Here is a 26061-nt window from a genome sequence, read left to right as displayed (position 1 = left end):
GCCGCCGTCAGGCGAACTGCTCGTAGCCGAGCTTGAGCACCAGCGCGGTCACCACGCAGAGCAGCACCGCCCGCACGAACCCGGCGCCGCGGCTGATCGCCATCCGGGCGCCGGCCTGGGCGCCGACGATGTTGCAGACCGCCATCGCCAGCCCGAGCGCCCACAGCACCCGGCCCTGCGCGGCGAACACCAGCAGCGCGCCCAGGTTGGTCGCGGTGTTGATGATCTTCGCGTTGGCGGAGGCGTTGACGAAGTCGGTGCCCAGCAGGGTGGTGAACGTGAGGACCAGGAACGTCCCGGTGCCCGGCCCCACCAGCCCGTCGTAGAAGGCGATCAGGACGCCCGGGATCAGCACCGCCGCGCCCACCCGGCGCCGGTCGCGCAGGACGAGCCTGGGCTCCCGGCCCAGATCGGGCTTGAGCACCACGACGGCGGCCACCGCCAGCAGCACCACCATGATGACCGGCTTCAGCACGTCCGAGGAGATCGCGGCGGCGCACAGCGCGCCGCCCGCCGAGCAGGCCACCGCCAGCCCCGCGCCGGGCACCGCGACCGGCAGGTCGGGCTTGGCCCTGCCCAGGTAGGTGACGGCGGCCGAGGTCGTGCCCGCGATGGAGGCGAGCTTGTTGGTCGCCAGCGCGCTCGCGACCGGCGCGCCGGGGTTGAGCAGCATCAGGGCGGGGAGCTGAATGAGCCCTCCTCCGCCGACGACCGCGTCGACCCAGCCGGCGGAGAGCGCGGCCAGCAGCAGTAGCACGACCTGCGGTGCGTCCAAGGGGGCTCCCGGGGAGGAGTGAGCGGGGGGACACGGATGAGACGGGCGGGCACGTTCGGCGTAAGGAGCGAACTGGCCTGTCGCGGCTGAAATCTACCCTCCGGGATGTTCACACCTTCTGATCGGGTTGGCCCGCACCACCGCGGCGCCAGATAACTGGGGCGATGCCGTCGCTTGTCCGCCCCGCCGCGTCCGCCAACAGTGCTCATATGCCTGTTGTCGTACTGATCGGTATGTTGGACGTGCAGGGGCTGGAGTACGCGTGGCTCCGCGATCGCCTCGGATCGCTCGGCGCCGAGGTCGTCCTGGTCGACACCGGCGTGCTGGACGAGCCGGGCGTCGTCCCCGACGTGCCGCGCGAGGACGTCCTCCAGGCGGGCGGCACCGACCCGGCCACGCTCTCCGCGACGGCCGCGGACCTCCCCGGAGGCCCGGGACGCGACACAGCCCTCGCCTCGATGGCCCGCGGCGCCGCGGCGACCGCCGGGGAGCTCTTCCGCGCCGGGCGGCTGCACGGGGTCCTGGCGATCGGCGGCGGCGGCAACGCCACGGTCGCGGCCGAGGCCATGCGGGCGCTGCCGGTCGGCGTGCCCAAGCTGATGATCTCCAGCATGGCCTCGGGCGACGTGTCCCCCTACATCGGCGGCGCCGACCTCACGCTCATGTACAGCGTCGTCGACATCGCGGGCCTCAACCGCATCTCCTCCCGCGTGCTGGCCAACGCCGCCGACGCGATCGCGGGGATGGCCGCCGGGTACGCCGCGGGCCGTCCGCCCGCCACCGCCGACGGCCCGCTGGTGGGCGCCACCCTCGCGGGCGTCACCGGGCCGGGCGTGAGCGCCGCGCGCGAGCTGCTGGGCATCCTCGGGTACGAGGTCCTGGTGTTCCGTGCCACGGGCGCCGGGGGCCGCCCGTACGAGGCGATGGCCGCGGGCGGGCTGCTCACCGCGGCGCTGGACGCGACCCTGGTGGAGCTGTCCACCGGCCTCCTCGCCGGAACGGCACCGGAGGCGCGGCGGCTGGAGGCGGCGGTGCGCCACGGCGTCCCGCAGGTGGTGAGCCCGGGCGGGCTCGACATGGCCCGGTTCCGCGGCATCCCTCCCGACCATCTGGCGGGACGGCGCGTCCACACGCGCCACCCGTCGGTGACCCTGGTCCGCACCACCCCCGCCGAGTCCGCCGAGCTGGGCCGCCGGGTCGCGGCCGCGCTCCGCGACGCCACCGCCCCCACCGCCGTCCACCTCCCGCTGCGCGGCCTGTCCACGCTGGGGGCACCCGGCGGCCCCTTCCACGACCCGGCGGCCGACGCGGCGCTCTTCGGCGCCCTGCGGGACGGCCTTTCCGGCTCCCGCGTGGAAATTCACGAAATGGACACCGACCTCAACGATCCGGCATTCGGCCGGGCCATGGCCGATCATCTGCACACGCTCCTGACCGGTTTTCCCGTGCGCGCCGCCGCGTCCTGAACGGATTGCCCGCCGCACCGGAAAATGTCCGTTCCTCCCGGTACTCTTGCGGTTTCTCACGGTCGTGCCGCACAGTTCCCTGATCATCAGGGTCACGAACACAGGGAGACGCCGTTGCCCCCCGCCGGCCACGCCCAGCCCACGGGCAGGAAGAAGTTCGACCCCGACGCCGAGCTCAGCGGGTCCTTCGGCTGCCTCACTCCGGCCTTCTTCGCGCACGTGCTGGGCACCGCGCTCGTCCTGTCCCCGCTGAGCTGGGGCGGGGCCGGAGCCGTGCTGAGCGGCCTGGCGGCGTGCGGGGTGTTCGTCGCGACGATCGGGGTCAGTTTCGAGAAGTTCACGCCCGGAACGACGGCCTACCGGAAGGCGCGGCGGCTGGCCCGGTTCCTGATCTGGTACGGCCTGGCCACCTTCGCGGCGAGCCTCGCCGTGCTGTGCGTGCGGGACGGCGAGGGCGCCGTGTGGAACTCGGTCTTCTCCGTGGCGGTGTCGTTCGGGGGCCTGTGGGTGCGCGGGTCCCTACTGGGCCGGAGGCGGATGGTGGCGCCGCCGCTGGCGGACGCCCTCACCCTCGTCCTCCCCCTGCTCATGGTCCTCAACGCCGTCGCGTTCATGACCTATCCGGGGGTGACGAAGACGGCGGTGATCCTCACGCTCAGCGCGCTGGCCCTGCTGGTGGTCTGCATGGCCTGCAACCGCTACCGGACCCCGGTGCTCCTCAACCTGGCGCTCGTCATCGTCCTGCTGATCTTCCTGGCGACCAACAACCACCACCGGAGCGCGAGCGCGCTCTGGCTCACCTTCACCGGGGAGAAGCAGACCTGCCGCCTGCTGGTCAACCCGCACCGGAACACCTACGGCTACTCCGACGACCACGACTACTACCTGTGCCCGGGCGAGGTCCTCAGCGTCGACCGCCGCAGTGTCTTCGCTCCGACCGCGCCCGCCGACGAGGTGATGGTCCGGGACGGGACCCGCTGGACCACCGCGTTGCTCAAGCCGAGCGAGGTGAAGGCGAGCACCGCGGCCCTCTGGTTCGTCCACCTCGGGATCATCGTCGCCATGCTGGCCGTGATCCTGGTCATCGCCCTCGTCCGCCGAGGGAGGCCGGCCACCGCCTGACCGCGCGTTTCCCGGGAGCCTAGCCGGCCGTTCTCCATTCGCCGGCGAGCAGCGCCCAGATCATGGTGTCGCGGCGCTCTCCGTCCATCACGAACGCTTTGCGCAGGGTGCCTTCGTGGGTCATTCCCAGGCGTTCGGCGGCGGCCACGCTGCGCTCGTTCTCCGGGTCGCAGTGCCATTCCACGCGCGCCATTCCGCGCGGCCCCAGCGCCCAATCGATCATGTGGCGGGCGGCTGCGGTGATGAGGCCGCGGCCGCGTCCGGCCGTTCCCATCCAGACGCCGATCTCGCAATTGCGCAGCACCGGGTCGAAGGTGCGGAAGACCGTGCCGCCCTGGAGCAGCCCGTCGATCCAGATCCCGTAGATGCGGCCCTGGTCGGCGGCGCGCCGCTGCGCGTACTGCTCCAGGAGCGCGCGGGCGGACGGGACGTCGGTCACGGTCCTCGACCACGGGATCCACGGCGCGATGTCCTCGCGCACCCGGTCCGCGTGCTCGGCGAACTCCTCCGCCTGCCAGGGCTCCAGCGGGCGCAGTTCGGCCCCCTCCCCCAGCGGGACAGCGAACATGATCCCTCCCCTTCGCCCCGAACGCCCGAACGGCCGTTAGAGCTTCTCCACGGGGGCGTAGCGGAGGACGAGCCGCTTGACGCCGTACTCGCCGCCGAAGTCGATGCTGGCCGCGGCCCGCTCGCCCGCGCCGTCCACCGTGACGACGGTGCCCAGCCCGAACGAGTCGTGCGTGACCTTGTCGCCCGGGGAGAGCGCGGGGACGGGCCGGTTGCCCGGGGAGCGCACGCCCGGACGGGCCGCCATCCGCGACATGGCCGGGGACGAGGTCGACGAGGCCTCCCGCTCCCACTTCACCAGCGGGCCGGGCACCTCGCCCAGGAACCGGGACGGCGGGTTGACCTGCGGGGCGCCCCACGAACTGCGCATCGTGGCCCGCGTCAGGTAGAGCCGCTGCCGGGCGCGGGTGATGCCGACATAGGCCAGCCGCCGCTCCTCTTCCAGCTCCTTGGGGTTGCTCATGGCGCGCAGGTGCGGGAAGACGCCGTCCTCCATGCCGGTGAGGAACACGACCGGGAACTCCAGGCCCTTGGCCGTGTGCAGCGTCATCAGCGTGACGACGCCCTGATCGGTCTCCTCCGGCTGCTCCCCCGGCGGCACGGGGTTGCCCTTGGGGCCGCCCGGGATCGAGTCGGCGTCGGCGACCAGGGCCACCTGCTCCAGGAAGTCGACCAGGCGCCCCTCGGCCGACTCTCCGTCGAGGCGCTCCTCGAACTCGCGGGCGACGGCCTCGAACTCCTGGAGGTTCTCGATGCGGGTCTCGTCCTGCGGGTCCTTGGACGCCTGCAGCTCGGCCAGGTAGCCGCTCTTCACCAGCACCTGGTCGACCAGGTCGGCCGGGGTGAGGGTCTGGGCGGCGGCGCCCAGCTCGTCCAGCAGGGTCACGAACTCGCGGACCGCGTTGATCGAGCGGGTCGCCATGCCCGGGACGTCCTCGGGACGGCGCAGCGCCTGCCAGAACGAGATCCGCTCCCGCGACGCGTACGCCTCCACGCACGCCTCGGCGCGGTCGCCGATGCCGCGCTTGGGCACGTTCAGGATCCGGCGCAGCGAGACGGTGTCCTCGGGGTTGGCCAGCACGCGCAGGTAGGCCAGCAGGTCGCGGACCTCCTTGCGCTCGTAGAAGCGGACCCCGCCAACGACCTTGTACGGCAGCCCGACCCGGATGAACACCTCTTCGAACACGCGGGACTGGGCGTTGGTGCGGTAGAAGACCGCGACGTCGCCGGGGCGGACGTCGCCGTCGTCGGTGAGCCGGTCGACCTCCTGGGCGACGAACGCGCCCTCGTCGTGCTCGTTGTCGGCCACATAGCCGACGATCTTGGGGCCCTCGCCCTGGTCGGACCAGAGCTTCTTGGGCTTGCGGTCGGCGTTGCGCTCGATCACCGCGTTGGCCGCCGACAGGATCGTCTGGGTGGAGCGGTAGTTCTGCTCCAGCAGGATCGTGGTGGCGTCGGGGTAGTCGCGCTCGAACTCCAGGATGTTGCGGATCGTGGCGCCCCGGAAGGCGTAGATCGACTGGTCGGCGTCGCCCACCACGCACAGCTCGGCCGCGCCCACCCCCTCGACCGGCGCGGTCAGCTCGCGGACCAGCTCGTACTGGGCGTGGTTGGTGTCCTGGTACTCGTCGACCAGCACGTGCCGGAACCGGCGCCGGTAGTGCTCGGCGGCCTCCGGGAACACCTGCAGCAGGTTGACCGTGAGCATGATCAGGTCGTCGAAGTCCATCGCGCCGGCCTGCTGCAGCCGGGCCTGGTACATCTCGTAGGCCTCGGCGAGCGTCTGCTCCATGTGGGTGGAGGCCCGGTCCTTGAACGTCTCGTAGTCGATCAGCTCGTTCTTGAGATTGCTGACCTGGGCGGAGAACGCCTTGGGCGGGTAGCGCTTGGGGTCGAGGTCGAGCTCCCGGCAGACCAGCGCCATCAGCCGCTGCGCGTCGGCCTGGTCGTAGATCGAGAACCCGGTCGGGAAGCCGAGCCGCTTGGCCTCGCGGCGCAGGATGCGCACGCAGGCGGAGTGGAAGGTCATCACCCACATCGCGCGGGACCGGGGGCCCACCAGCGCGTCCACCCGCTCCTTCATCTCCGCGGCGGCCTTGTTGGTGAAGGTGATCGCCAGGATCTGGCCGGGATGGACCTCCCGCTCGCCCAGCAGATGGGCGATCCGGTGGGTGAGCACGCGGGTCTTGCCCGAGCCGGCGCCGGCGACGATCAGCAGCGGCCCGCCCGAGTGCACGACGGCGTCGCGCTGCTGCGGGTTGAGGCCGTCCAGCAGGGAGTGGGCTTCGGTCTTCGACATCATGTGCGAGTCTACGGCCCGGCACCGACCAAAAGGCGCCGTCCGCGCGAGCCCGTGCGAGACGGCGCGGGACCGCGCGGCGGTCGCGGACGGTGCGTCCATGGTCCACAGTCCGGAACCGGACAGCGCCCTGCCGACCTCGGCATACCGGCTTGACCAACCTTCCTGACGGGCACAACGTAGGCCGTGCAGGGCGGAGTCCGGCACGGTCCCCCGGCCCACGTTGATCTTTGTGGGCCCGCTGCGTGTTCCCGACCGTGCCCCTTGACGCCCGTCCTGCGTCGCGTAGGGCCACCGGGGCCTTACGCCCGGTGACGAAAGGCGGCCTCAAGGATGATCCACCGCCAGGACGCTCAGATCACGGACCCACCGCCCCCGCTCCTCGAAGGGGCGGTGCCGGCGCCGGCCCCCAAGCCCGTTCCCGTTCCCGTGCCGCCCGTGCCCGGCCACCGCTTCCTGGTCTACAAGCAGGACCCGTCGGTCGCCCGGCTCGGCGTGCGGGTGGCCTTCATTCCCTCGCTCGTCCTCAACGGCCCCGCCGACGCGCGCATCACCACCGAGCTCGCCGGCGTCACCCCGGTCGCCCGCAACGTCGACGGCGACTTCGTGTTCCCGGTGGACAGCGCGCAGTTCGACGCCGCGCACACCTGGGCGGTGGCGCGGCAGACCCTCACGCTGTTCGAGCGGCACCACGGCGCGCCGATCCGGTTCGCCTGGAACACCGGCGGCAACACCGACCGGATCACCGTCCACCCGCGCGCGGGCGTCGACCGGAACGCGTTCTACAGCCGTACCGCCAAGGTCCTGAAGTTCTTCTTCTTCACGCCCGCGGGGCGGCAGGAGCAGGTGTTCACCTGCCGCTCCCTGGACATCGTGGCGCACGAGACGGGCCACGCGATCCTGGACGGCCTCAAGCCGGGCTGGCTCGGCGTCGGCAACCCGCCCCAGACCGGCGGGCTGCACGAGGCGTTCGGCGACCTCAGCGCGATCTTCCTGACCCTCGCCCAGCCCGACCAGGCCGACGCCCTGGTCGCGATCACCCGGGCCAACCTGCACGACAAGAACTTCCTGGCGGCCGTGGCCGAGCAGTTCGGCACCGCCCTCGGCAAGGACTTCGGCCTCCGCAACGCCGACAACGACCTCAAGCTCAGCGAGGTGGGCAACGAGGTGCACGCGATCTCGCAGGTGTTCACCGGCGCGATCTACGACATCCTCGCCGACGTCTACGCCTTCGAGCGGGGCCAGCAGGGCGGCCGCAAGGACCCGGCCCAGCTCCTGATCGAGGTCGCCGACCGGCTCTGCAAGCTCCTCCTGGACGCGATCATCGCCTCGCCCGCGGTCGGCGCCACCTACGTCGACGTCGCCAACCAGCTCCTGCAGATCTCCGCCCAGCGCGGGGAGCCCGCCATCTACCGCACGTTCATCCGCAACCGCTTCGCGGTACGGGAGATCACCACCGCGGCCACCCCGCTGCGCGACCTGCTCAGCGGGCGGGTGAACATGGCCGACGCCGAGTACACCGGCGACGGCGAGGACGTCACCGACGTCCAGGACCACGACGAGCACTCGGCCAGCCTGCGCGCCGAGCAGAACCGCGGCCGCTGCTGCGGCACCATGCAGATGCCCGAGTTCCAGGCCGTCGACCCGGAGAAGCTCAGCCGGGGCGGCCCGCTGGAGGACGACGACATCCTCCGCGACGAGTTGGAGGAGCTCCGCAGGGCCTTCTCGAAGTAGCCCGTTCGGCGGGCCCCTGAACGGGCACCATGAGGGGGCCCGTCCAGCAGGCGAGGAAGGCGAGGACCGGTATGCGGGTCAAGGTGGAGAGCATCGGCGGCCTCACCGGCGAGGCGGTCGTGGTGGCGCTGTACGACACCGCGGAACTGCCGGACCAGGAGGCCGCAAGCGTCCGGGACGCGGTCGAGTCCCTGACCGAGGCCCTGGCCCGCGGCCCGGCCGCCGAGATCGGCGCCGACCTCCCCGGCCACCGCATCACCGTGACCGGCCCGGGCGACGCCGCGCCGCGAGTCTTCGAGGTCCGCGGAGCCCCCGCCGCGGACCTCGAAGCACCCCTGAAGATCCTGCTGGGCGAGTGACTCACAGTTTCCGGTGGTCGTACGCGGACTCCGCGGCGGCCACCACGGTCGGCAGGTCGGCGCCGGTGGCGGCCATGGACGCGGCGGCCACCGCGCCCTCCACGAGGGGCGCGTCCACCAGGACGACGTCGCCGGGGATGTCCTCCAGGACGACCTTGGCGGTGAGGACGGCGCTGCCGAGGTCGGCGAGCAGGACCACGCCGTCGCCGTCCTGGACCAGCTCGATGGCCTGTTCGACCAGGTCGGCGCTGGTGCCCAGGCCGCCTTCGGAGTCGCCGCCGGCGGGTTCGACGGCGGCCTTGCCGACGCCCATGGCGCGGGCCAGTTCGGTGACGCCGTCGGCCAGCGTCCTGCTGTGGGAGATCACCACGATCCCTACCATCGGGGTCTCCTTTCAGACGGTGTCGGCCAGGGCTTGCAGGATGACGGCGGTGGAGGCGGCGCCGGGGTCGAGGTGGCCGACGCTGCGGGGGCCCAGGTAGCTGGCGCGGCCCTTGCGGGCCTCCATGGGGACGGTGGCCTCGGCGCCTTCGGCGGCGCCCTGGGCGGCGGCGCGGGCGCAGGCGGCCAGGTCGGCGCCGTCGGCGAGGGCGGTCTCGTAGGCGGTGACGGCGGGGGCGAGGGCGTCCACCATGGTCTTGTCACCGTCGGCGGCCTGGCCGAGTTCGCGGACGCCGTCGAGTGCGGCGCGCAGCGCGGCACCGAGGGCGGCGGCGTCGATCTCCCCGGCGTCGCCGAAGGACTTGCCGGCGCGGCGCAGCGCGGTCCCGTAGAGGGGGCCGGACGCGCCGCCGGTCTTGGAGACGATCGCCCGGCCGGCGGCGATCAGCGTCTTGCCGGGGGTTGCGCCGTTGGGGAGGGCGGCGACGGCGGCGGTGAAGCCCCGGTCGAGGTTGTGGCCGTGGTCGCCGTCGCCGATGGCGGCGTCCAGGCGGGTGAGGCGTTCGGCGTCGGCGGCGATCAGGTCGGCGGCGTGGCGGATCCAGGCCGCGGTGGTCTCGGCGTCCATGGCGGTCACCGGCCCCAGCGCAGGCCGGGGGTCTCGACGGGCGCGTCCCAGAGGCGGGTCAGCTCGGGGGTGAGGCGGCAGACGGAGATCATGCAGCCGGCCATCTCCAGGCTGGTCACGTACGGGCCGACGAGGGGGCGGGCGGCGGTGGCGCCGTGCGCGGTCAGCCAGTCCGACACGGCGGCGTAGGCGATGTACTGCTCGATCAGCGGGGTGCCGCCCATGCCGTTGACCAGGACGAGGAGCTCTGAGCCCGCCAGGGGCATGTCGGCGTCGATGGCGGTCAGGGCGGCGTCGACGACCTCGGCGGCGGGCATGGCCGGGACGCGTTCCCTGCCGGGTTCGCCGTGGATGCCGATGCCGAGTTCGATCTCGTCCTCGCCCAGCTCGAAGGTGGGCCGCCCGGCGGCGGGCACCGTGCACGGCGACAGCGCGACGCCGAACGAGCGGCTGCGCTCGTTGACCTCGCGGGCCACGGCGGCGACGGCGGCCAGGCCGGCGCCCTCCTCGGCCAGCGCGCCGGCGATCTTCTCGACGAACAGGGTGGCGCCGGTGCCGCGGCGGCCCGCGGTGAAGGTGCTGTCCTCGACGGCGACGTCGTCGTTCACGATGACCGGGACGACCTCGATGCCCTCGTCCTCGGCCAGCTCGGCGGCCATCCGGAAGTTCAGGACGTCCCCGGTGTAGTTCTTGACGATGTGCAGGACGCCGGCGCCGCCCTGGACGGCCATGGTGGCGGCGAGGATCTGGTCCGGGACGGGGCTGGTGAACACCTCGCCGGGGACGGCGGCGTCCAGCATCCCGGGTCCGACGAATCCGCCGTGCAGAGGCTCGTGGCCGGAGCCGCCGCCCGACACCAGGGCGACCTTGCCGGGCCGCGGCGCGTCCGCCCGGACGACGGTGCGCTCGTCCGGGTCGACCCGGAGGGCGGGGTGGGCGGCGGCCAGGCCCCGCAGGGCGTCGGCGACGACGTCCGCCGGGGCGTTGATGAGTTTGCGCATGTCTCAGCTGTACCCCCGTCGGGGCGGTCGTCCCAGACCCGGCGAACCCGGCGGTTCCGGCGCGGGACGGCTTAGGCTGGGGAGCGTGACGAGGGTTCTGGACGACGGCGAAGTGCGGCGGGTCCTGGCCGTGATGGCGCATCCCGACGATGTCGACTTCGGCAGCGCGGGCACGGTCGCGGGGTGGACCGAGCGGGGCGTCGAGGTGGTCTACCTGATGGTCACCGACGGCGACGCGGGCGGTTTCGACGACGGGATCACGCGCGCGGAGATGGCCGAGCTGCGGCGGGACGAGCAGCGCGCGGCGGCCAAGTGCGTGGGCGTCACGGACGTGCGGTTCCTCGGCTACCCGGACGGGCGGGTCGAGGCGACGCTGGAGTTGCGCCGCGACATCGCCCGGGTGGTCCGGCAGGTGCGGCCCGACCGGGTGATCACGTCGAGCCCGGAGCGCAACTACGAGCGGATCTACCCGAGCCATCCCGATCACCGGGCGGTGGGGGCGGCGACGCTGGACGCGGTCTACCCCGACGCCCGCAACCCCTACGCCTTCCCGGAGCTGCTGGCGGAGGAGGGCCTGGAGGCGTGGACGGCGCGCGAGGTCTGGACGAGCGGCGGCCCGACGGTGAACCACCACGTGGACGTGACCGAGATGCTGCCGCGAAAGCTGGCGGCGCTGCGGGCGCACGCGAGCCAGACGGGGCACATGGGTGAGCAGCTGGAGGAGATGGTGCGGGGCTGGCTGGGGGGCAACGCCGTCGCGGCGGGGTTGCCGGAGGGCCGGCTCGCGGAGTCCTTCCAGGTGATCGACACCGCATAAGACCGCTTTGTGACTTATGCCCGTCTTCTCGGTAACGTAGGTGATCCCTTACCTCGGGGAGACCGTGATGCCGCAGCGGACCGGGCCGTACACCGTCGAGTGCAGCGCCACCTCGCGCGCCGACCCGGAGGTCATCTTCAAGCACCTGGCGGTGGCGGAGGCCTGGAGCGAGTGGGGCTCGTTCCCGTCCCGGGCCCGCAGGGAACGCGCGGGCGCGCCCACGCCCAACGGCATCGGCGCCGTCCGGGCCATCCCCCCGGCGCGCGAGCAGGTGGTCGAGTACGACCCGCCCCGCCACTACGCCTACGTGGCGCTGTCCGGGCTGCCGGTCAAGGAGTACCGCGCCGACGTCACGCTGGTGCCGCGGGGGCTGGAGACGCTCATCCGCTGGGAGGGCAGCTTCGAGCCCAGGTACGCGGGGACCGGCGGGCTGATCAGGGTCCTGCTCAACCGGGCGCTCTCCTCGTTCGCCCGGCGCGTCGCCCACCATTCCGAGCACTGCGAGCCCGGCTGCCCCGCCCGCCTGCCCGACGTGCTCTGACCGGCGCGGTCACTCCTGGGGGACGGCCCGCTCCAGGATCTCGTCCACCGTCTCCTCCACCGACTGGCCGGAGGAATCCAGCCACAGCCCCATCCGCGGCGTGTTCTCGCGCAGCGCGCGGTCGAGGTCGTCGACGGTGAACGGGCCGTACGCCTTCTTGGCGCGGCCCCTCTCCCGCTCCGCGATGACCTTGGGCTGCGGGGCCAGCACGACCACGTACAGGGGCCGCGTCCGGATCTGGTTCACGAGCCAGGGCAGCATCTCGCCGAGCACCACGTCCTGGAGGACGACGTTGAATCCCGCCTCCGCGTACGTGTCGGCGGCGCCGGCCGCCAGGCGGTGGCGCAGCCGAAGCTGGGCCAGGGCCTCCCGTGAAGGGTCGGGGCTCATCTCGGCGCGCCCGCCCACGATGAAGCGGCGGAACGCGTCGCCGCGCACGTGGGCCGACCGCGGCAGCCGTTCCGCCAGGGCCTGGGCGACCGTGGACTTGCCGGCCGCCTGCACGCCGGTGATGAGGTGGACCGCCGCCCCTCGTCCGTCCATGCTCAGCGCCCGAAATGGGTAGAACGCCGGAAACACATGCGATCACAGTGGCACACTCGGCCGTCGCCCGCACACCAGAATCCGATCACCGCGCGGCCTTCCCGCCCTTCCGTCCGGGTACCCGGAACATTCAAAGCTTCCCGATGGGAATACCCGGAAATCCACCGAGGTTCCCGCTGCCATGACCATCGGAGTAGTCATCCCCCTCCCCCGCACCGGCAACGCCGTCGACCTCCAGGTGGACCTGGCCAGGGAGGCCGCCGGCGCCGGCCTGCGCTCGGCGTGGTTCCCCCAGCGGTTCGACCACGACGCCATCACCATCGCCGGGATCGCCGGACGCGAGGTGCCCGGACTGGCCGTCGGGACCTCCGTCGTCCCCATCTTCGGCCGCCATCCGCTGCCGGTCGCCCACCAGGCGCAGACCGCCCAGGCCGCCACGCACGGCAACCTGCACCTCGGACTGGGGCTGGGCGCCCCCGCCTTCGTCGAGTCCAGCCTGGGCCTCCCCTACGACCGTCCCATCGCCCGGCTGCGCGACTTCCTCACCATCCTCCGCTCGATCTTCGAGACCGGCACCGCCGACGTCCACGGGGAGATTCTCACCGCCGCGCCGCCGATGCCCGCCGCGCTGCCCGGCGCCGAACCGCCCGTCCCCCTCCTGGTCGCCGCGATGGGCCCGCAGGCCCTCCGCGCGACCGGCGAGCTGGCCGACGGCACGCTGCCCTTCCTCGCCGGTCCCCGCGCGCTGGGCGAGCACATCGTCCCGGCCGTCACCGCCGCCGCCGAGAGCGCCGGACGCCCCGCGCCCCGCATCGTCGCGGCCGTCCCCGCCGTGGTCACCGACCGGGTCGACGCCACCCGCGAGACCGCCGCCGCGCAGACCGCCTTCTACGACTCGATCCCCTCCTACCAGCGGGTGATCGAGCTGTCCGGCGCCTCCCGCGCCGCCGAGCTGGTCACCGTCGGCGACGAGAAGGCCCTGGCCGCGGCCGTCCAGAGCTACCGCGACGCGGGCGCCACCGAGGTGGTCGTCACCCAGACCGACATCGCCGGCGAGCCCGACCGCCGCCGCACCTGGCAGGCCCTCGGCGCCCTCGCCCCCTGACCGGGTCCGTCCTGAAACCGCTCAGACGAGGCGGCGGGCGGCGGCCCAGCGGGACAGTTCGTGCCGGTTGGACAGCTGGAGCTTGCGCAGCACGCTCGACACGTGCGTCTCGACCGTCTTGACCGAGATGAACAGCTCCTTGGCGATCTCCTTGTACGCGTAGCCGCGGGCGATCAGGCGCAGCACCTCGCGCTCGCGCTGGGTGAGCTGGTCCAGCTCGGGGTCCACGGCGGGCACGTCGCTGGCGGCGAAGGCGTCCAGGACGAAGCCCGCCAGGCGGGGCGAGAAGACCGCGTCGCCCTCGGCGACGCGGGCGATCGCGTCGGTCAGCTCCGGGCCGGAGATCGTCTTGGTGACGTAGCCGCGGGCGCCGCCGCGGACCACCCCGATCACGTCCTCGGCCGCGTCCGACACCGACAGGGCCAGGAACCGGGACGGGACCGAGCCGTGCAGGCGGCGCAGCACCTCGATGCCCCCGCCGCCGGGCAGGTGCACGTCCAGCAGCACGACATCCGGCTTCGCCGCGCGGATCACCGCGACCGCCTCGTCGACGTCGCCCGCCTCGCCCACGATCTCCACGCCGTCGCCCAGCTCGGCCTTCACCCCGGTCCGGAACATCTGGTGATCGTCCACCAGCACCACGCTGTTCTTCATCGGATACCTCCGTGGAGACCCCGTCCTTGAGGGCGGGGAGGAAATGGTCCCCCTGCGGAGCAGAGGGGTCGGGGGTCCGCCGCCACGGCGGAGCCCCGCTGGCGTTCAAGGTGATAGGCGCCACCTGAGGGTGACGTTGAGTGATTATGTCGGTGGGGTCTGTTACGGTCACGACCGTGAAAATCGTGGTTCAGGTGAGGCTGCTGCCGACCGCCGAGCAGGCGGCCGCGCTCGCGGCGACCCTGACGGCGGTCAACGCCGCGGCCGACCACGCATCGGAGGTGGCCTACCACCGGTTCGCCCTGAACGCGCGGCAGGTCCCTTTGCATCGGGCCGTGTACGCCGATCTGCGGGCTCAGGGCCTGGGCGCCCAGGCCGCCGTCCGCGTGATCAAGAAGGTCGTCGACGCCTACACCACCCTGCGCGCCACCATCCGCGCCGGAAACCTGGGCAGGCACGACTCGCCCCGTCGGATCAAGGCCGAGAGCAAACCGGTCACCTTCCGCAAGGATGCGGCGCACCCCTACGACGACCGGAACCTGTCCTGGCAGACGGACGCACGGACCGTGAGCATCTGGACGGTCCACGGCCGCCTGAAACACCTCCCCTACACCGGCTCGGCCGCGCAGCTCAAAACGCTGGCCGAGCACCGCAGAGGCGAGAGCGATCTCGTGGTGCGGGGCGGGAAGTGGTTCCTGATCGCCACCTGCGATATCCCCACACCCGAGACGTATGAGCCCCGGGACTGGGTCGGGGTCGACCGGGGCATCGCCAACCTGGCCACCACCAGCGACGGGGTGAACCACCAGGGCCGGGGCCTGCAGCACTACCGGCGCCGCATGGCGCGGGTCCGGGCCGAACTGCAGGCCAAGGGCACCAAGTCCGCCAAACGCAAGCTCAAGAAGTGGGCACGCCGGGAGACCCGGCACGCCACCCACATCAACCACGCGATCGCCAAGAGCGTGGTGGCCGATGCCGAACGCACCGGACGCGGCATCGCCCTGGAAGACCTCCAGGGCATCCGCGACCGGACAAGGGTTCCACGGCACCGGCGGGTCACCCACTCCTCCTGGCCCTTCCACCAACTCGGAGACTTCGTCGCCTACAAGGCCGAGCGGGCCGGTGTCCCGGTCCTCACGGTGGACGCCCACCACACCTCCCAGACCTGCCCGCGCTGCCGGCACGTGTCCAGGAGGAACCGTCCCAGCCGGGACACCTTTCGCTGCGTGGTCTGCGGGCTCGCCGGCCCGGCCGACCACATCGCCGCCGTGAACGTGCGCACACGGGCGCGAACGGCGTGGGTGCTCGTCAACGCGCCCCATGCGGCCGTGTCACCGTCCTCTCGTCAGGGACTGTCACGAGCTGCAACCCCTGTCCTTCCTTAGGGCCGGGAGTTGATCTCCAGACGTACCTCGGTGCCCTCGCCGGGGGCGGTGCGGAGCTCGGCCGTGCCGCCGTTGCGCTCCATGCGTCCGATGATGGACCCCCGCACGCCCATCCGGTCCTCGGGGATCTGCTCCAGGTCGAAGCCCTTGCCCCGGTCGCGCACGAAGATCGCCACGTCGTCGCCCTCGACCTCGGCGTAGACGGAGACGCTGGGCGCCCCGCTGTACTTGGCGGCGTTCACCATGGCCTCGCGGGCGGCCTGCAGGGCCGCGTCGAGCCGGTCGTCCAGATCGGTGTCGCCGACGCACACCACCTCGATCGGGACGCCGTGGTCGTCCTCCACCTGCCCGGCGGTCTCCTTGATGGCGGCGGCGAAGGTGCGGTCGGGGTCGGCGCGCGGCTGGTACAGCCAGGTGCGCAGGGTGCGCTCCTGCGAGCGGGCCAGCCGCTGCACCTCGCGGGGGTCGTGCGCGTTCCGCTGGATCAGGGTCAGCGTGTGCAGGACGGAGTCGTGGACGTGCGCGGCCAGCTCGGCGCGCTCCTGCGAGCGGATCCGCTCGTGCCGCTCGGCGTCCAGGTCCTGCCAGAGCCGCACCACCCACGGGGTCACGATCACCGCCACCCCGGTCAGGATGATCAGCATCGCGATGATCACGGACCGGGCCTGGCCCACGTCCACGCGCTGCGCCACGAACCCGCCGATGCCGCCGACCACCAGCAGCACGCCCAGCAGGCTGCGCAGCCACATCTGCCGCAGCGGGACCACCCAGCGCTGCCGCTGGTCGCGGTCGGCCTGCTGCCACAGGATGGAGGCGCCCACACCGCCGGCGACGAACGGCCAGAACGCCGCCTGCGCGAACCCGGCGCCCCAGGTCAGCACGGACAGCCCGGTCGCCACCGCCCCGTAGGCCAGCAGTTGCCCCCAGTCGCGGCCGTTCCGCCTGGACGCGGCCTCCTCTTCCTCCCGCCGCAGCGGCACCAGCACCCAGAACGCGATGTACGCGGCGACACCCAGCCCGCTGGCCAGGGTCAGCAGGACGAACGCGCCCCGGATATAGAACGCCTCGACGCCGAGATGGCTCGCCAGGCCGCGGCACACGCCGGCCAGCAGCCGGCCCTCGCCGCGCCGCTCCAGCCGTGCCACCGGCCTCGCCTCTTCGCTCACCATCGCGGTTCCCACGGTAACGATGCTGCCGCGGTGCTGTCGCGCCCGCATCAGGGCACGGCCCTGAACGGGTGCGGTCATCCTCAGGGTCAGGTCAGGGGCGTCCCGGATACCGCGCGCGGGTGAGCGGGCGCGACGATGGGGACCATGGCGGACGAGCAGAACACGCCCCGTGCCGAGGGCCCCTCGCGGCTGGCCCGCGTGACCGAGGGCCGCGTGCTGGCCGGGGTGTGCACCGGCCTGGGCCGGTACACCGGCATCGACCCGGTGGTGTACCGGGTCGGCTTCGCGATCATGGTGCTGGCGCACGGCCAGGGGATCCTGCTGTACATCGCGGCGGCGCTGTTCATGCCCGCCGCGCCGGACCGGGCGGCGCTGATGGAGCAGGTGTTCCGGCGCCGGTTCGACGCCACCGGGACGCTGTCGATCCTGGGCGCGCTGCTGTGCGCGTCGATGGCGCTCAGCCTCATGGGCAACGGTGTGTTCCAGGCGGGCGTGCCCACCGACACGATCGCGGTGCTGACGGTGACGGGGCTGGTGCTGCTGACCGCGCACGCCCGGGGGGTCGACCTGGGCGCGGCGGCGCGGTCGTTCCCGGAGCGGCTGCACGGGTACCCGCTGGAGCCGAAGGACCCGGCGGCCGAAGGGGCGGATTCGGTCGTCTCGCTCGAGAAGGACTCCGGCCCTCAAGGCGGCGGGGGCTCCGGGGGCGGGGGCTCCGGGGGCGGGTGGTCCGAAGGGATGATCGATCTGGCCACGCTGAGCAGGCCGCGCGGGCCGGGCCCGTCCGGCGGCGGGGCGGCGGCCGCGCCGCCAGACGGGGCGACGGCAGTGCCGCCGGAGGGGGCCGGACGGGCGCCCGGCGGGCGGGTGGCGGACCCGCCCGCGCACAAGGACCGCCGCCACCGTGCGGTGCTGACGTCCGTGACCCTGCTGGGCGCGATGGCCGTCGCCGCCGCGACCTGGCCGGTGGCGCAGACGTATCCGGGTCCGCAGTGGGCGATGCTGGTGACGGCGTCCGCGCTCGCCGTCGTCGGGTGCGGGCTGCTGATGGGCGGCTGGTTCCGGGCGCGCGGGCTGGCGACCATGGGCACGGTGCTGACCTGCGCGCTGCTGACCTCCTCGGTGGCCGCCGAGGCGCCCCGCGACGCCCGGTACGGCGAGGTCGAGTGGCGGCCCGCCGACGCCGCCCGCACCCAGCAGGACTACAAGATCGCGGCGGGCTCGGGACGGCTCGACCTCACCGCGCTGCCCCTGCGTCCCGGGCAGCGGGTGCACGTCACCGCCGAGATCACCTTCGGGGAGCTGGACGTGCGGGTGCCCCGGTCCGCCCGGGTCGAGGTCGACGCGAGGGTCCTGCTGGGCGATCTGGACCTGGCGGGCCGTACGATCAGCGGTCCCAACGCCCGCGCCGAGCAGGTCCTGGAGGCCGAGGGCGCCGCGGCGAAGAACCCGCCGGTGATCGCGCTGCGCGTCCGCGGCCGGGTGAGCGATGTGGTGGTGACCCGTGTCTGAGCCGGTGCGCGAGGAGAGCGGGGCTCTCGGTGAGGACGGCGGGAAGCGGCGGCGGTTCGACCCCGGGTCGGTGGTGACGGGGCTGTTCTTCCTCGGTGTCGCGGGCGTCTTCGTCGCCGGCGGGGTGACCGGCGAGCTGGTCGCGGGGCCGCAGGTGCTCGGGCCGGCGCTGCTGGTCGGGCTGGGTCTGGTGGGGATCGTCCGGGTCCTGACCCGTTCACGCCGCCACTGAAGTGTGACGGAGATCACCTTATCCGAGGGGAACTGCTTTTCCGATCGTTACGGTTGGATATGCCCGTGAGGTTCTCAGAGAAGATCATCATGCTCGTGGCGAGGCTGCACATCGATCTGTGCCGCCTCGCCAGCGTGCTGTGTCGCGCCTGACGCCCCCGGCAAGCTCCCGCTCCCCCTTTCCCTTCTCCCCACCCCGGAACCCACCGTCCCGCCGCCGCCGCGCGCCGCCGTGCCACAAGCATGCGTCCGTGCCGCGTACGCCGTACCGCGTGCCGCCGTGCCGCGCGACCGGACGGTGCCTCATGTCTGGAGACCCCGGCAGTGAACCTGCGCGTCTGGAAATGGCAGTTCTGGCAGCAGATCGTGCTCGCCCTCGTCCTCGGTGTCGCCGTCGGCGCCGCGTTCAACAACCTCGGCGACGGCGAGAAGCTCGCCGAGACCTGGCTCGACCCGTTCGGCGGCGTCTACACCAGCCTGCTGCGCGTGATCGTGGTGCCGCTGGTGCTGGCGGCCATCGTGGTCAGCATCGGCCGGCTGCGCAACGTCGGCAGCGTGGCCCGGCTGACCGCCAAGACCCTCGGCTGGTTCGTGGTCACCTCGGCCATCGCCACCGCGATCGGGCTGGCCGTGGGCCTGCTCGTGCAGCCCGGCGAGGGCCTGGGCAAGCTCGCCACCGAGAGCGCCGAGACCGAGGAGGTCACCTGGACCCAGGTCCTGGAGAACCTCTTCCCGTCCAACATCGTGAACGCCATGGCGGAGGGCAACATCCTCGGCCTGGTCACCTTCGCCGCGCTGCTCGGCGCCGCGCTGGTGGCGATCGGCGAGCGCGGCGAGCGGCTGACCGCGCTGTTCGACGACCTGTACGTGGTCATGCAGAAGATCGTGTGGTGGGTGGTGCTGCTCACCCCGATCGGCTCGTTCTTCCTGATCGCCTCCGTGGTCGCGACCTACGGGGCGAGCTCGCTGGAGCCGCTGGCCAAGTTCACCGGCGCGATCTACCTGGCGGTGCTGGTGATGCTGGTGGTCGGGTACCCGGTGCTGCTGCGCGCCTTCGGCCGGGTCTCGCCGCTGAAGTTCTACCGCAACAGCTGGCCCGCGCTGCAGTTCGCGTTCGTGTCGTCGTCGTCGCTGGCCACGCTCCCGATCGCGCAGAAGGTGCAGATCGAGCGGAACGGCGTCCACCCCGAGTACGCGAGCTTCGCGCAGCCGCTGGGCGCCACGATCAAGTTCGACGGCTGCGGCGCGATCTACCCGGCGGTGGCCGCGATCTTCGTCGCGCAGTACATGAACCTGGACCTGGGCTTCGCCGACTACGCGCTGATCGCGCTGGCCGCGGTCATCGGCCAGCTCGGCACCGGCGGCACGCCCGGCCCGGCCCTGGTCGCGCTGACGCTGACGCTGACCACCGTGGGCCTGCCGCTGGAGGCGGTCGGCTACCTGATCGCCATCGACAAGGTCATCGACATGGCCCGGACGGCGCTGAACGTGGCCGGGCAGCTCACCGTCCCGGTGCTGGTGGCCCGTTCGGAGAAGCTGCTGGACGAGGACGTCTTCAACGCCGTCCCCGTCGAGCTGACCTCCGGATCCGCGGCGCCGGACGAGACGCCCGAGACCCGGAAGGCGGCGCCCGAGCCCGCCGGCACCTGACCGGCCTCGTCCGCGGCTCATCGAACCGCGCCCGCGCCCGCGCCCGCGCCGGCGCGGCCGGGCGCGGCGAGGTTGAGGGCGGTGCCGAGCAGCACCATCCGCAGCGCGCGCTCCGCGCCGTCCGCCAGGAACTCCTCGCCCCGGGACAGGGCCTCGGCCAGGTCCACCGGGGCGGGGAGGATCCCGGCGAACGCGTCGATCCCGCTGCCGTAGACCAGATGGGCGTCCGGCCCGATCGTCCCGGCCAGGGCCAGTACCGGCTTGCCGTACCGCTTGGCCCGCCGCGCCACCTCGGCGGGGATCTTGCCGCGCGAGGTCTGCCGGTCGATCGCGCCCTCGGCGGTGATCACCAGATCGGCGCGGGCGAGCAGCCCGTCCAGGTCCACGTGCTCCAGGAGCACCTCGAAGCGCGGCAGCAGCCGGGCGCCCGCGGCCGCCAGCCCCGCGCCGAGCCCGCCGGACGCGCCGCTCCCCGGGCCGGTACGGAGATCGACCCCGGCGGGGACGTCCATGTCGCGTTCCAGGATGTCGGCCCAGCGGCACAGGGCCCGGTCGAGCGCCTCCGCCTGCGCGGGGGTCGCGCCCTTCTGCGGCCCGTACACGCGCGCCACGCCGTGCTCGCCGCACAGTACGTTCCAGGGGTTGCAGGCCACGAGGAGCTCCGTACGGGCCAGCCGCGGGTCCAGCCCGGAGGCGTCGATCCGCGCCAGCCGCGCCAGTGCGGCTCCCCCGGGCGGGAGGTCGTTCCCGGACGCGTCCAGAAGCCGGGCGCCGAGGGCCCGCAGCGCGCCCGCGCCGCCGTCGGACGTCCCCGAGTCGCCGCAGCCGACCAGGACGCGGCGGGCGCCGCCGTCCAGCGCCGCGGCGATCAGCTCCCCCACGCCCGCGGTGGTCGTGCGGCCCGGATCGCGGGCGTCCCGCGGGACCAGCCGCAGGCCCGCCGTCGCCGCCATCTCCACCACCGCCGTCCGCGGCCCCGGCCCGCCCATGACCGCGTAGTGCGACTCCACCGGCCGTCCCATCGGCCCGGTGGTGACGCGCGGCACGATCCGGCCCCCGGTGGTGCGGGCCAGCGCCGCGGCCGAGCCCTCGCCGCCGTCCACCAGCGGCAGCGTGTCGATCACGGCGCCCGGGACCACCCGCCGCACCCCGCGGGCGATCATCGCCGCGACCTGGTCGGCGCTCAACGACTCCTTGAACCCGCTAGGGGCGATCACGATCCGCAACGGAAACTCCTTCGACAGCGGTGACAGGACAAGGGGGCCGGAGTCCCGAGGCTCAGCGGGTGACGGGCAGGCCGAGCAGCGGCCACACGTACAGCGCGAAGGCCAGCACCAGCGCGGCGGTCAGCGGCGCCAGCACCGCCGAGACCCGCAGCAGGTCGCGCGGCGTGTACGTCGGCACGTCCTCGATCCCGTGGAAGAGCGCGACCGGTTTCGCCGACGACGGCAGCGTCAGGCAGAACCCGGCCGCCGCCGTGGACGCGAACGCCGCCGCGACCGGCGAGATCCCGGCGCCCAGGGCCGCCGTCATGACCAGCGGCACCAGCACGCTCGACCGCGCCGACCGCGACTGGAGCACCAGGTGGGCCAGCGTGCTCACGGCGACGACGCCGCCCAGGAACAGCCAGGCGGGCGGCGGCGCGCCGCCGGAGCGGGCGAAGAGGCCGCCGGTGATCCAGGCGGCGGCGCCCGAGGTGGTCAGCGCCACCCCCATGGCCATCGTCGCGGCCATGAACAGCAGCATCGACCACGGAACCGTCTTCAGCGACTCGCCCAGCCGGACCGTCCCGAGCAGCGGCGAGCAGCTGACGACCGCGCCGACCAGCGCGACCACGGCGGGCGGCACCCCGTGCAGCGGCTCGCTGCACCACAGCACGACCACCACCGCCAGCAGCGCCGCCGAACGGGCCTGGTGGTCGGTGAGCCGGCCGGTCACCCGCACCCCGGCGGCGGCGCCGACGTCCTCGGCCCGGACCGACACGGGCAGGCGGCGGTCCGCGCGGGTGGTGGTCAGCAGCAGGATGACCTCGGTGGCCAGATGCGCGGAGACGATCGCCGGCGGCGTGCCCAGCAGCAGCCACTGGACGAACCCGATCCGGTGCCCCGTCGCCTGCGCGACCATCTCCGCGGTGATGAGGTGCGCCCCGGCGCCGATCAGCGTGGCGACGGCCGACAGCAGGATCACCGCCGGGAAGATCAGCGCCAGCGCCAGGACGACCCGGCGCCGCTCCCGCAGCGCGCCCGCCAGCGCGAGGAACACCGGCAGCGCGAGCGCGGCCCGTCCCGAGGTGGCGGGGATCGCGAACGCGCCGGCGACCAGCGCGGCGGTGGTGAGGTGCGCGAGCTGCCGCACGGTCCGCGCGCCCGCGACGAAGAACGCCGCCGCGCGGGTGGCCAGCCCGGTCCGCGTCACCCCGGCGGCCAGGACGAACGCGCAGATCAGCAGCCAGATCGTCGGGTCGCCGAGGCTGCCGAACAGCACGTCGGCCTCCAGCGCCCCGGCGGTGACCAGCACCAGCCCGGCGGCCAGCGCGACATAGGTGTCGTCGATCGGGCTGAACATCCACAGCAGCGTCGCCACCGCGAAGACCGCCAGCGTGACGCGGCCGGGCGTCCCGAGCCCGTCCACCCCGAACACGGCGCCCGCGCACGCGGCGACCGCCGCCAGCGCCAGGAGGCCGTACCGGACCGCCGCCTTACGGCCCCGCGGGTTCAGCCCAGGCGGGCCGGGCCGCTCGCCGGTCTGCCGCGTCTCAGCGGACGGGGCGGGCGTGCGGGTCGGACCGGGCGATCCGGCCTCTCCGGACGTTCCGGTCGGGGTGGTCCCGCTGGTCTGTGCGGCCGTGCCGGAGTCGCCGGCCTGGCCGGTCGCGCCTGTCTCATCCGTCCCTCTGCCCGTCGCCGTTCGCACCGCCGGTCCGGCTTCTCGCACCACCGCTCGCTTCGATCTCACATGTCGATCCTGCGAAGCGGCGGTGAGCCGGTCATGAACGGCGCATGAGGCAATCTTCATCCAACGGGCGGCCCCGTCAAGGCAGGCGGTACCCCATGCCGCGGACGGTCTCCACGCAGCCGTCCCCGAGCTTCTTGCGCAGCGCCCGCACGTACACGTCCACGATGTTGGAGCCGGGGTCGAAGTCGTACCCCCACACGTGCGAGAGGATCTGCTCGCGCGACAGCACCTGCCCCGGATGGCGCAGGAACAGCTCCAGCAGCACGAACTCGCGCGCCGTCAGGTCGACGGTCCGGTCCCCGGCGCGGGCGCGGCGGGTGCGCAGGTCGAGGGTGAGGTCGCCGGAGCCCGACCGCAGCAGCGTCGTCTCGGGCGCCCGCGACGCCCCGCGCAGCCGCAGCCGCACCCGCGCCAGCAGCTCCTCGAACCGGAACGGCTTGGTCATCCAGTCGTCCGCGCCGCCCTCCAGCCCCGCCACCGTGTCCTGGACGGAGTCACGCGCGGTCAGCACGATCACCGGGGTCGCCACCTGGGCCTCGCGCAGCGCCCGCAGCACGGTGAACCCGTCCCGGCCGGGCAGCCCGATGTCCAGCAGGATCAGGTCGAAGCCGCGGCCGAACGCCTGGGACAGCGCCATGTCGCCGTCCTCGGCCACCGTCGTGCTGAACCCGTTGGCCCGCAGGCCCTTCTCGATGAACGTGGCGATCCGGTTCTCGTCCTCGACGATGAGGATCCTGTTCACGCGGACGTCACCTGCCCCTCCCGGCCGTTCCCGCGACCCGCCCGCGGCAGGTCGAGCTCGAATGTCGCGCCCTGGCCGTACGTGCCGCCCAGGCGCACCGTCCCGTCGTGGCCGGCGGCGATCGCCCGGACGATCGCCAGGCCCAGCCCCGCCCCGGTACGCGGCCGACGCCCGCCCGACGTCGTCGTCGCCGCGCCGTGCGCGAACCGCTCGAAGATCCGCTCGGCGTCGTCGGGATGCACGCCGGGGCCGGTGTCGGCGACCCAGAACCGCGCCCGCTCGTCGTCCAGCGCCGACCCGACGCGCACCACGTCGCCGGGCCCGGTGTGCCGGACGGCGTTGTGCGCCAGCTGCACCACCGCCTGCGTCACCCGCTGCGGATCGACCCGCGCGTCGCCCTCGCCGATCCCGTCCAGCACCCAGGCGCGGTCGCCCAGCGCCCGCACCTTGGCGTAGATGTCGCTGGTCAGCTCCGTCACCGGCACCCACTGGAGCTGGACGAAGTCGGACCGCTCCGCCTTGGCCAGCAGCAGCAGGTCCTCCACGATGCGGCTCATCCGGTCCAGCTCGTCGGTGACCAGCCGCATCGTCTCCTCGCGCTCGGCCGGGTCGTCGCCCATCAGCTCCAGATGGCCGCGCACGATCGTGATCGGCGTGCGCAGCTCGTGCCCGGCGTCGTCGACGAACTGCCGCTGCGTCGCGAACGCGCGGTCCAGCCGGTCGAGCATCGCGTTGAACGTGGCCGCCAGCTCGCCCACGTCGTCGTGCCGCCACACCGGGATGCGGCGGGCCAGGTCCTGCTCGGTGATCTCGGCGGCGGTGCGGCGGACGAGCCGTACCGGCGCCAGGATCCGCCCCGACACGATCCAGCCGATGCCCGCGCCGCACAGCAGCGCGGCGGCCGAGACCCCGCCCATGACGCGCATCATCCGGTCCACCTCGGCGATGTCGCGTTCGATGAAGTAGGCGATCACGAACGAGGCGGGCCGCACGGACGCCCCCCGCGCGCCGCCCGGCGTGACCGTCTCGACCTTGGCCCAGCGGATCTCCCCGGCCGGGCTCTCGGTGCGGCCCGAGGGGCCCGGCGCGTCCAGGATGCGGCGCATCGCGGCGGCGTCGTCGGCGAGGTTGTAGGGGCCGCCCTCCCGGTCCTGCCGGATGATCCGGCCGTCCGGCACCACGCCCAGCAGGAGCTCGTCGTCGTCGGCGTGCTGGCGGCGCAGATGGGTGAACAGCAGCGGAGCCGCGTCCGTGAAGGGCCGCCCGGTGGCAGGGTCGCGGCCCTCCCGGGCGAACTGCTCGAACTCGCGGGCCTCCTGCTCCAGCAGCTGGTTGCCGTCGCCCTCCACCTCGGCGACCAGGATGGCCCGCACCATCAGCCCCACCGAGGCGAGCGCGACCGCCATCACCCCGACCAGCCACAGCATGATGCGCATCCGGGCCGAGACGCCCGGACGGCCGGGGGTGCGGAGGGGCCGGGTGCCCTCGGTTCCGTCAGCCGTCATCCGGTCCGTCGTCCCCCACGTCGTCGGCGTCGTCGTCGTACACCGGCGGCGGCGCCGGGACGACCGAGGGCGGCTGGGAGGAACCGGACGGGGACGGGCTCCCGCCCTGCCCCGGGACCGCCGTCCGCCCCGGGACCGGCGGGGTCTGGCTGGGAGCCGGGGCGGGAGGGCCGGTCGATCTGGTGCCGCTGCCGTCCCCGACCTGCACCCGGGACGGGACGTTCGGCTCGCCCGGAGAGTCCGACAGGACCTGGCTGATCCCAGCGATGCCCAGCGGGACGGCCACGATGGCCCCGATGACCGCGACACGCTGCACGATGCTGCTGCTCATGCCGCCGAGCGTGCCGGACGCGGCGAAAGCCCCGATGAGGCCAGGATGAGGATTTCTTCATCTGGCGCTCAACGACCAGGTCAGAGCCCGCGTTCCCCCGACGGGCCGGACAGGGCGCCGTGCAGCGTGATCGCGTACGCGGGACCGGGGTTGGTCAGCTCGTGCGTGCGGCCGCCGCCGTGCACGCGGACCCGGTTGGCGCGCAGCGGGCGCCGCACCACCCCGTCCGGGGTGATCCGCACCTCCGCGAGCTCGCCCGCGATCACCGTGCTGACCTCGGTGGCGGTGTGGTCGTGCACGTCGGTGCGGTGCCCGGGCGGCCAGGTGACCAGCCACAGCCGGACGCCGTCGCCCTCCTCCAGCGGCACCCGCACCGGGCCGGCCGGGTCGAACCGGACCAGCCGCCACCAGCCGCCGGGGGCGGCGCTGAGCTCGTGGACGCGGGCGGCGAGCTGCCCTACGGTCGGGGGGCGCCGGAACGTGACGCGGCCGTGCGGGTCGTCCTGACCGCGCATCGTGAGATCGGGAACCATGCGGAAGGTCCTTCGGAAACGGCCGAAGATCGGCCGGTCGGGCCGGAAAGGTCAGA

At 73.4% G+C, this 26061-nt stretch carries 27 protein-coding genes; 12 read left to right on the top strand and 15 right to left on the bottom strand.

What is annotated here, in order from left to right:
* Window positions 1-7: 7 nt before the first annotated feature.
* Window positions 8-775, bottom strand: a complete 768-nt coding sequence (locus ACZ466_RS27750) for a TSUP family transporter (protein WP_378282729.1) — start codon at window positions 773-775, stop codon at window positions 8-10.
* 209 nt (window positions 776-984) lie between these two features.
* Between ACZ466_RS27750 and ACZ466_RS27745 the strand changes: the two genes are divergently transcribed.
* The gene (locus tag ACZ466_RS27745; RefSeq protein WP_378282730.1) at window positions 985-2241 is read left to right on the top strand and encodes a Tm-1-like ATP-binding domain-containing protein; all 1257 of its coding nucleotides are present in this window, start codon (window positions 985-987) and stop codon (window positions 2239-2241) included.
* A 114-nt stretch (window positions 2242-2355) separates the two neighbouring features.
* The gene (locus ACZ466_RS27740) at window positions 2356-3363 is read left to right on the top strand and encodes a cytochrome c-type biogenesis protein (protein WP_378282731.1); all 1008 of its coding nucleotides are present in this window, start codon (window positions 2356-2358) and stop codon (window positions 3361-3363) included.
* Window positions 3364-3382: 19 nt separating this feature from the next.
* Here the strand turns inward: ACZ466_RS27740 and ACZ466_RS27735 are convergent, their stop codons facing one another.
* Window positions 3383-3931, bottom strand: coding sequence for a GNAT family N-acetyltransferase (locus tag ACZ466_RS27735; RefSeq protein ID WP_378282732.1), 549 nt, complete (start codon window positions 3929-3931; stop codon window positions 3383-3385).
* Window positions 3932-3967: 36 nt separating this feature from the next.
* Window positions 3968-6232 (bottom strand): DNA helicase PcrA, encoded by a 2265-nt coding sequence (pcrA, locus tag ACZ466_RS27730; RefSeq protein WP_464043995.1) that lies wholly within the window; start codon window positions 6230-6232, stop codon window positions 3968-3970.
* Window positions 6233-6667: 435 nt separating this feature from the next.
* Between pcrA and ACZ466_RS27725 the strand changes: the two genes are divergently transcribed.
* Together ACZ466_RS27725 and ACZ466_RS27720 are read left to right on the top strand one after the other, a co-directional pair.
* Entirely contained in the window at window positions 6668-7963 is a 1296-nt protein-coding gene (locus ACZ466_RS27725; protein ID WP_464043994.1) for a hypothetical protein, read from the top strand.
* A gap of 71 nt (window positions 7964-8034) precedes the next feature.
* Window positions 8035-8322: a hypothetical protein gene (locus tag ACZ466_RS27720; RefSeq protein WP_378282735.1), complete on the top strand. Its 288-nt coding sequence runs from the start codon at window positions 8035-8037 to the stop codon at window positions 8320-8322.
* A gap of 1 nt (window position 8323) precedes the next feature.
* Here ACZ466_RS27720 and dhaM read toward each other — a convergent pair whose 3' ends face one another.
* Genes dhaM through dhaK form a run of 3 tightly spaced genes read right to left on the bottom strand, consistent with a single transcriptional unit; the run spans window position 8324 to window position 10332 of the window.
* Window positions 8324-8704, bottom strand: coding sequence for a dihydroxyacetone kinase phosphoryl donor subunit DhaM (gene dhaM, locus ACZ466_RS27715; RefSeq protein WP_378282736.1), 381 nt, complete (start codon window positions 8702-8704; stop codon window positions 8324-8326).
* 12 nt (window positions 8705-8716) lie between these two features.
* Window positions 8717-9331: a dihydroxyacetone kinase subunit DhaL gene (gene dhaL / locus ACZ466_RS27710; protein ID WP_378282763.1), complete on the bottom strand. Its 615-nt coding sequence runs from the start codon at window positions 9329-9331 to the stop codon at window positions 8717-8719.
* Between the two features lie 5 nt (window positions 9332-9336).
* Entirely contained in the window at window positions 9337-10332 is a 996-nt protein-coding gene (dhaK, locus tag ACZ466_RS27705) for a dihydroxyacetone kinase subunit DhaK (protein WP_378282737.1), read from the bottom strand.
* Window positions 10333-10465: 133 nt separating this feature from the next.
* Between dhaK and ACZ466_RS27700 the strand changes: the two genes are divergently transcribed.
* Window positions 10466-11149 (top strand): PIG-L deacetylase family protein, encoded by a 684-nt coding sequence (locus tag ACZ466_RS27700; protein WP_378282764.1) that lies wholly within the window; start codon window positions 10466-10468, stop codon window positions 11147-11149.
* Between the two features lie 67 nt (window positions 11150-11216).
* Complete coding sequence (locus ACZ466_RS27695) at window positions 11217-11690, top strand: SRPBCC family protein (protein ID WP_378282738.1); 474 nt, start codon at window positions 11217-11219, stop codon at window positions 11688-11690.
* Between the two features lie 9 nt (window positions 11691-11699).
* Here ACZ466_RS27695 and ACZ466_RS27690 read toward each other — a convergent pair whose 3' ends face one another.
* Window positions 11700-12233: an AAA family ATPase gene (locus tag ACZ466_RS27690; RefSeq protein ID WP_378282739.1), complete on the bottom strand. Its 534-nt coding sequence runs from the start codon at window positions 12231-12233 to the stop codon at window positions 11700-11702.
* Window positions 12234-12414: 181 nt separating this feature from the next.
* On the opposite strand from ACZ466_RS27690, the gene ACZ466_RS27685 reads away from it, so the two are divergent.
* Window positions 12415-13338 carry a TIGR03564 family F420-dependent LLM class oxidoreductase gene (locus ACZ466_RS27685; RefSeq protein WP_378282740.1) on the top strand — a complete coding sequence of 308 codons (924 nt, stop codon included), beginning with the start codon at window positions 12415-12417 and terminating at the stop codon, window positions 13336-13338.
* A 21-nt stretch (window positions 13339-13359) separates the two neighbouring features.
* Here the strand turns inward: ACZ466_RS27685 and ACZ466_RS27680 are convergent, their stop codons facing one another.
* The gene (locus ACZ466_RS27680) at window positions 13360-13992 is read right to left on the bottom strand and encodes a LuxR C-terminal-related transcriptional regulator (RefSeq protein ID WP_378282741.1); all 633 of its coding nucleotides are present in this window, start codon (window positions 13990-13992) and stop codon (window positions 13360-13362) included.
* 176 nt (window positions 13993-14168) lie between these two features.
* On the opposite strand from ACZ466_RS27680, the gene ACZ466_RS27675 reads away from it, so the two are divergent.
* Window positions 14169-15377, top strand: coding sequence for an RNA-guided endonuclease InsQ/TnpB family protein (locus tag ACZ466_RS27675; protein WP_378282742.1), 1209 nt, complete (start codon window positions 14169-14171; stop codon window positions 15375-15377).
* Here ACZ466_RS27675 and ACZ466_RS27670 read toward each other — a convergent pair.
* Window positions 15374-16546, bottom strand: coding sequence for an ATP-binding protein (locus ACZ466_RS27670; RefSeq protein ID WP_378282765.1), 1173 nt, complete (start codon window positions 16544-16546; stop codon window positions 15374-15376). The genes ACZ466_RS27675 and ACZ466_RS27670 overlap by 4 nt on opposite strands.
* A 144-nt stretch (window positions 16547-16690) precedes the next feature.
* Here ACZ466_RS27670 and ACZ466_RS27665 point away from each other — a divergent pair, with 144 nt between their 5' ends.
* The 4 genes from ACZ466_RS27665 (at window position 16691) to ACZ466_RS27650 (ending at window position 19939) form a co-directional block, all read left to right on the top strand.
* The gene (locus ACZ466_RS27665; RefSeq protein WP_378282743.1) at window positions 16691-18058 is read left to right on the top strand and encodes a PspC domain-containing protein; all 1368 of its coding nucleotides are present in this window, start codon (window positions 16691-16693) and stop codon (window positions 18056-18058) included.
* The gene (locus ACZ466_RS27660; protein WP_378282744.1) at window positions 18051-18290 is read left to right on the top strand and encodes a hypothetical protein; all 240 of its coding nucleotides are present in this window, start codon (window positions 18051-18053) and stop codon (window positions 18288-18290) included. The genes ACZ466_RS27665 and ACZ466_RS27660 overlap by 8 nt, the downstream gene beginning before the upstream one ends.
* A gap of 59 nt (window positions 18291-18349) precedes the next feature.
* The gene (locus ACZ466_RS27655; RefSeq protein ID WP_464043993.1) at window positions 18350-18442 is read left to right on the top strand and encodes a putative leader peptide; all 93 of its coding nucleotides are present in this window, start codon (window positions 18350-18352) and stop codon (window positions 18440-18442) included.
* A 171-nt stretch (window positions 18443-18613) separates the two neighbouring features.
* Window positions 18614-19939, top strand: a complete 1326-nt coding sequence (locus ACZ466_RS27650; protein ID WP_378282745.1) for a dicarboxylate/amino acid:cation symporter — start codon at window positions 18614-18616, stop codon at window positions 19937-19939.
* Window positions 19940-19956: 17 nt separating this feature from the next.
* Here the strand turns inward: ACZ466_RS27650 and ACZ466_RS27645 are convergent, their stop codons facing one another.
* From ACZ466_RS27645 to ACZ466_RS27620, 6 genes are all read right to left on the bottom strand, one after another.
* The gene (locus ACZ466_RS27645; RefSeq protein ID WP_378282767.1) at window positions 19957-21156 is read right to left on the bottom strand and encodes a glycerate kinase family protein; all 1200 of its coding nucleotides are present in this window, start codon (window positions 21154-21156) and stop codon (window positions 19957-19959) included.
* Between the two features lie 61 nt (window positions 21157-21217).
* The gene (locus ACZ466_RS27640) at window positions 21218-22852 is read right to left on the bottom strand and encodes an SLC13 family permease (protein WP_378282746.1); all 1635 of its coding nucleotides are present in this window, start codon (window positions 22850-22852) and stop codon (window positions 21218-21220) included.
* Window positions 22853-22970: 118 nt separating this feature from the next.
* The gene (locus ACZ466_RS27635) at window positions 22971-23636 is read right to left on the bottom strand and encodes a response regulator transcription factor (protein WP_378282747.1); all 666 of its coding nucleotides are present in this window, start codon (window positions 23634-23636) and stop codon (window positions 22971-22973) included.
* Window positions 23633-25141, bottom strand: a complete 1509-nt coding sequence (locus tag ACZ466_RS27630) for a sensor histidine kinase (RefSeq protein WP_378282748.1) — start codon at window positions 25139-25141, stop codon at window positions 23633-23635. The genes ACZ466_RS27635 and ACZ466_RS27630 overlap by 4 nt, the downstream gene beginning before the upstream one ends.
* Window positions 25131-25472 carry a hypothetical protein gene (locus ACZ466_RS27625; protein ID WP_378282749.1) on the bottom strand — a complete coding sequence of 114 codons (342 nt, stop codon included), beginning with the start codon at window positions 25470-25472 and terminating at the stop codon, window positions 25131-25133. The genes ACZ466_RS27630 and ACZ466_RS27625 overlap by 11 nt, the downstream gene beginning before the upstream one ends.
* 80 nt (window positions 25473-25552) lie before the next feature.
* Entirely contained in the window at window positions 25553-26005 is a 453-nt protein-coding gene (locus ACZ466_RS27620) for a cupin domain-containing protein (protein ID WP_378282750.1), read from the bottom strand.
* Window positions 26006-26061: the final 56 nt, after the last annotated feature.

It is taken from the genome of Actinomadura rugatobispora (genome assembly GCF_055379765.1).
The sequence above is the reverse complement of the archived record's forward strand: the minus strand, read 5'-3'. Positions and strand labels throughout refer to the sequence as shown.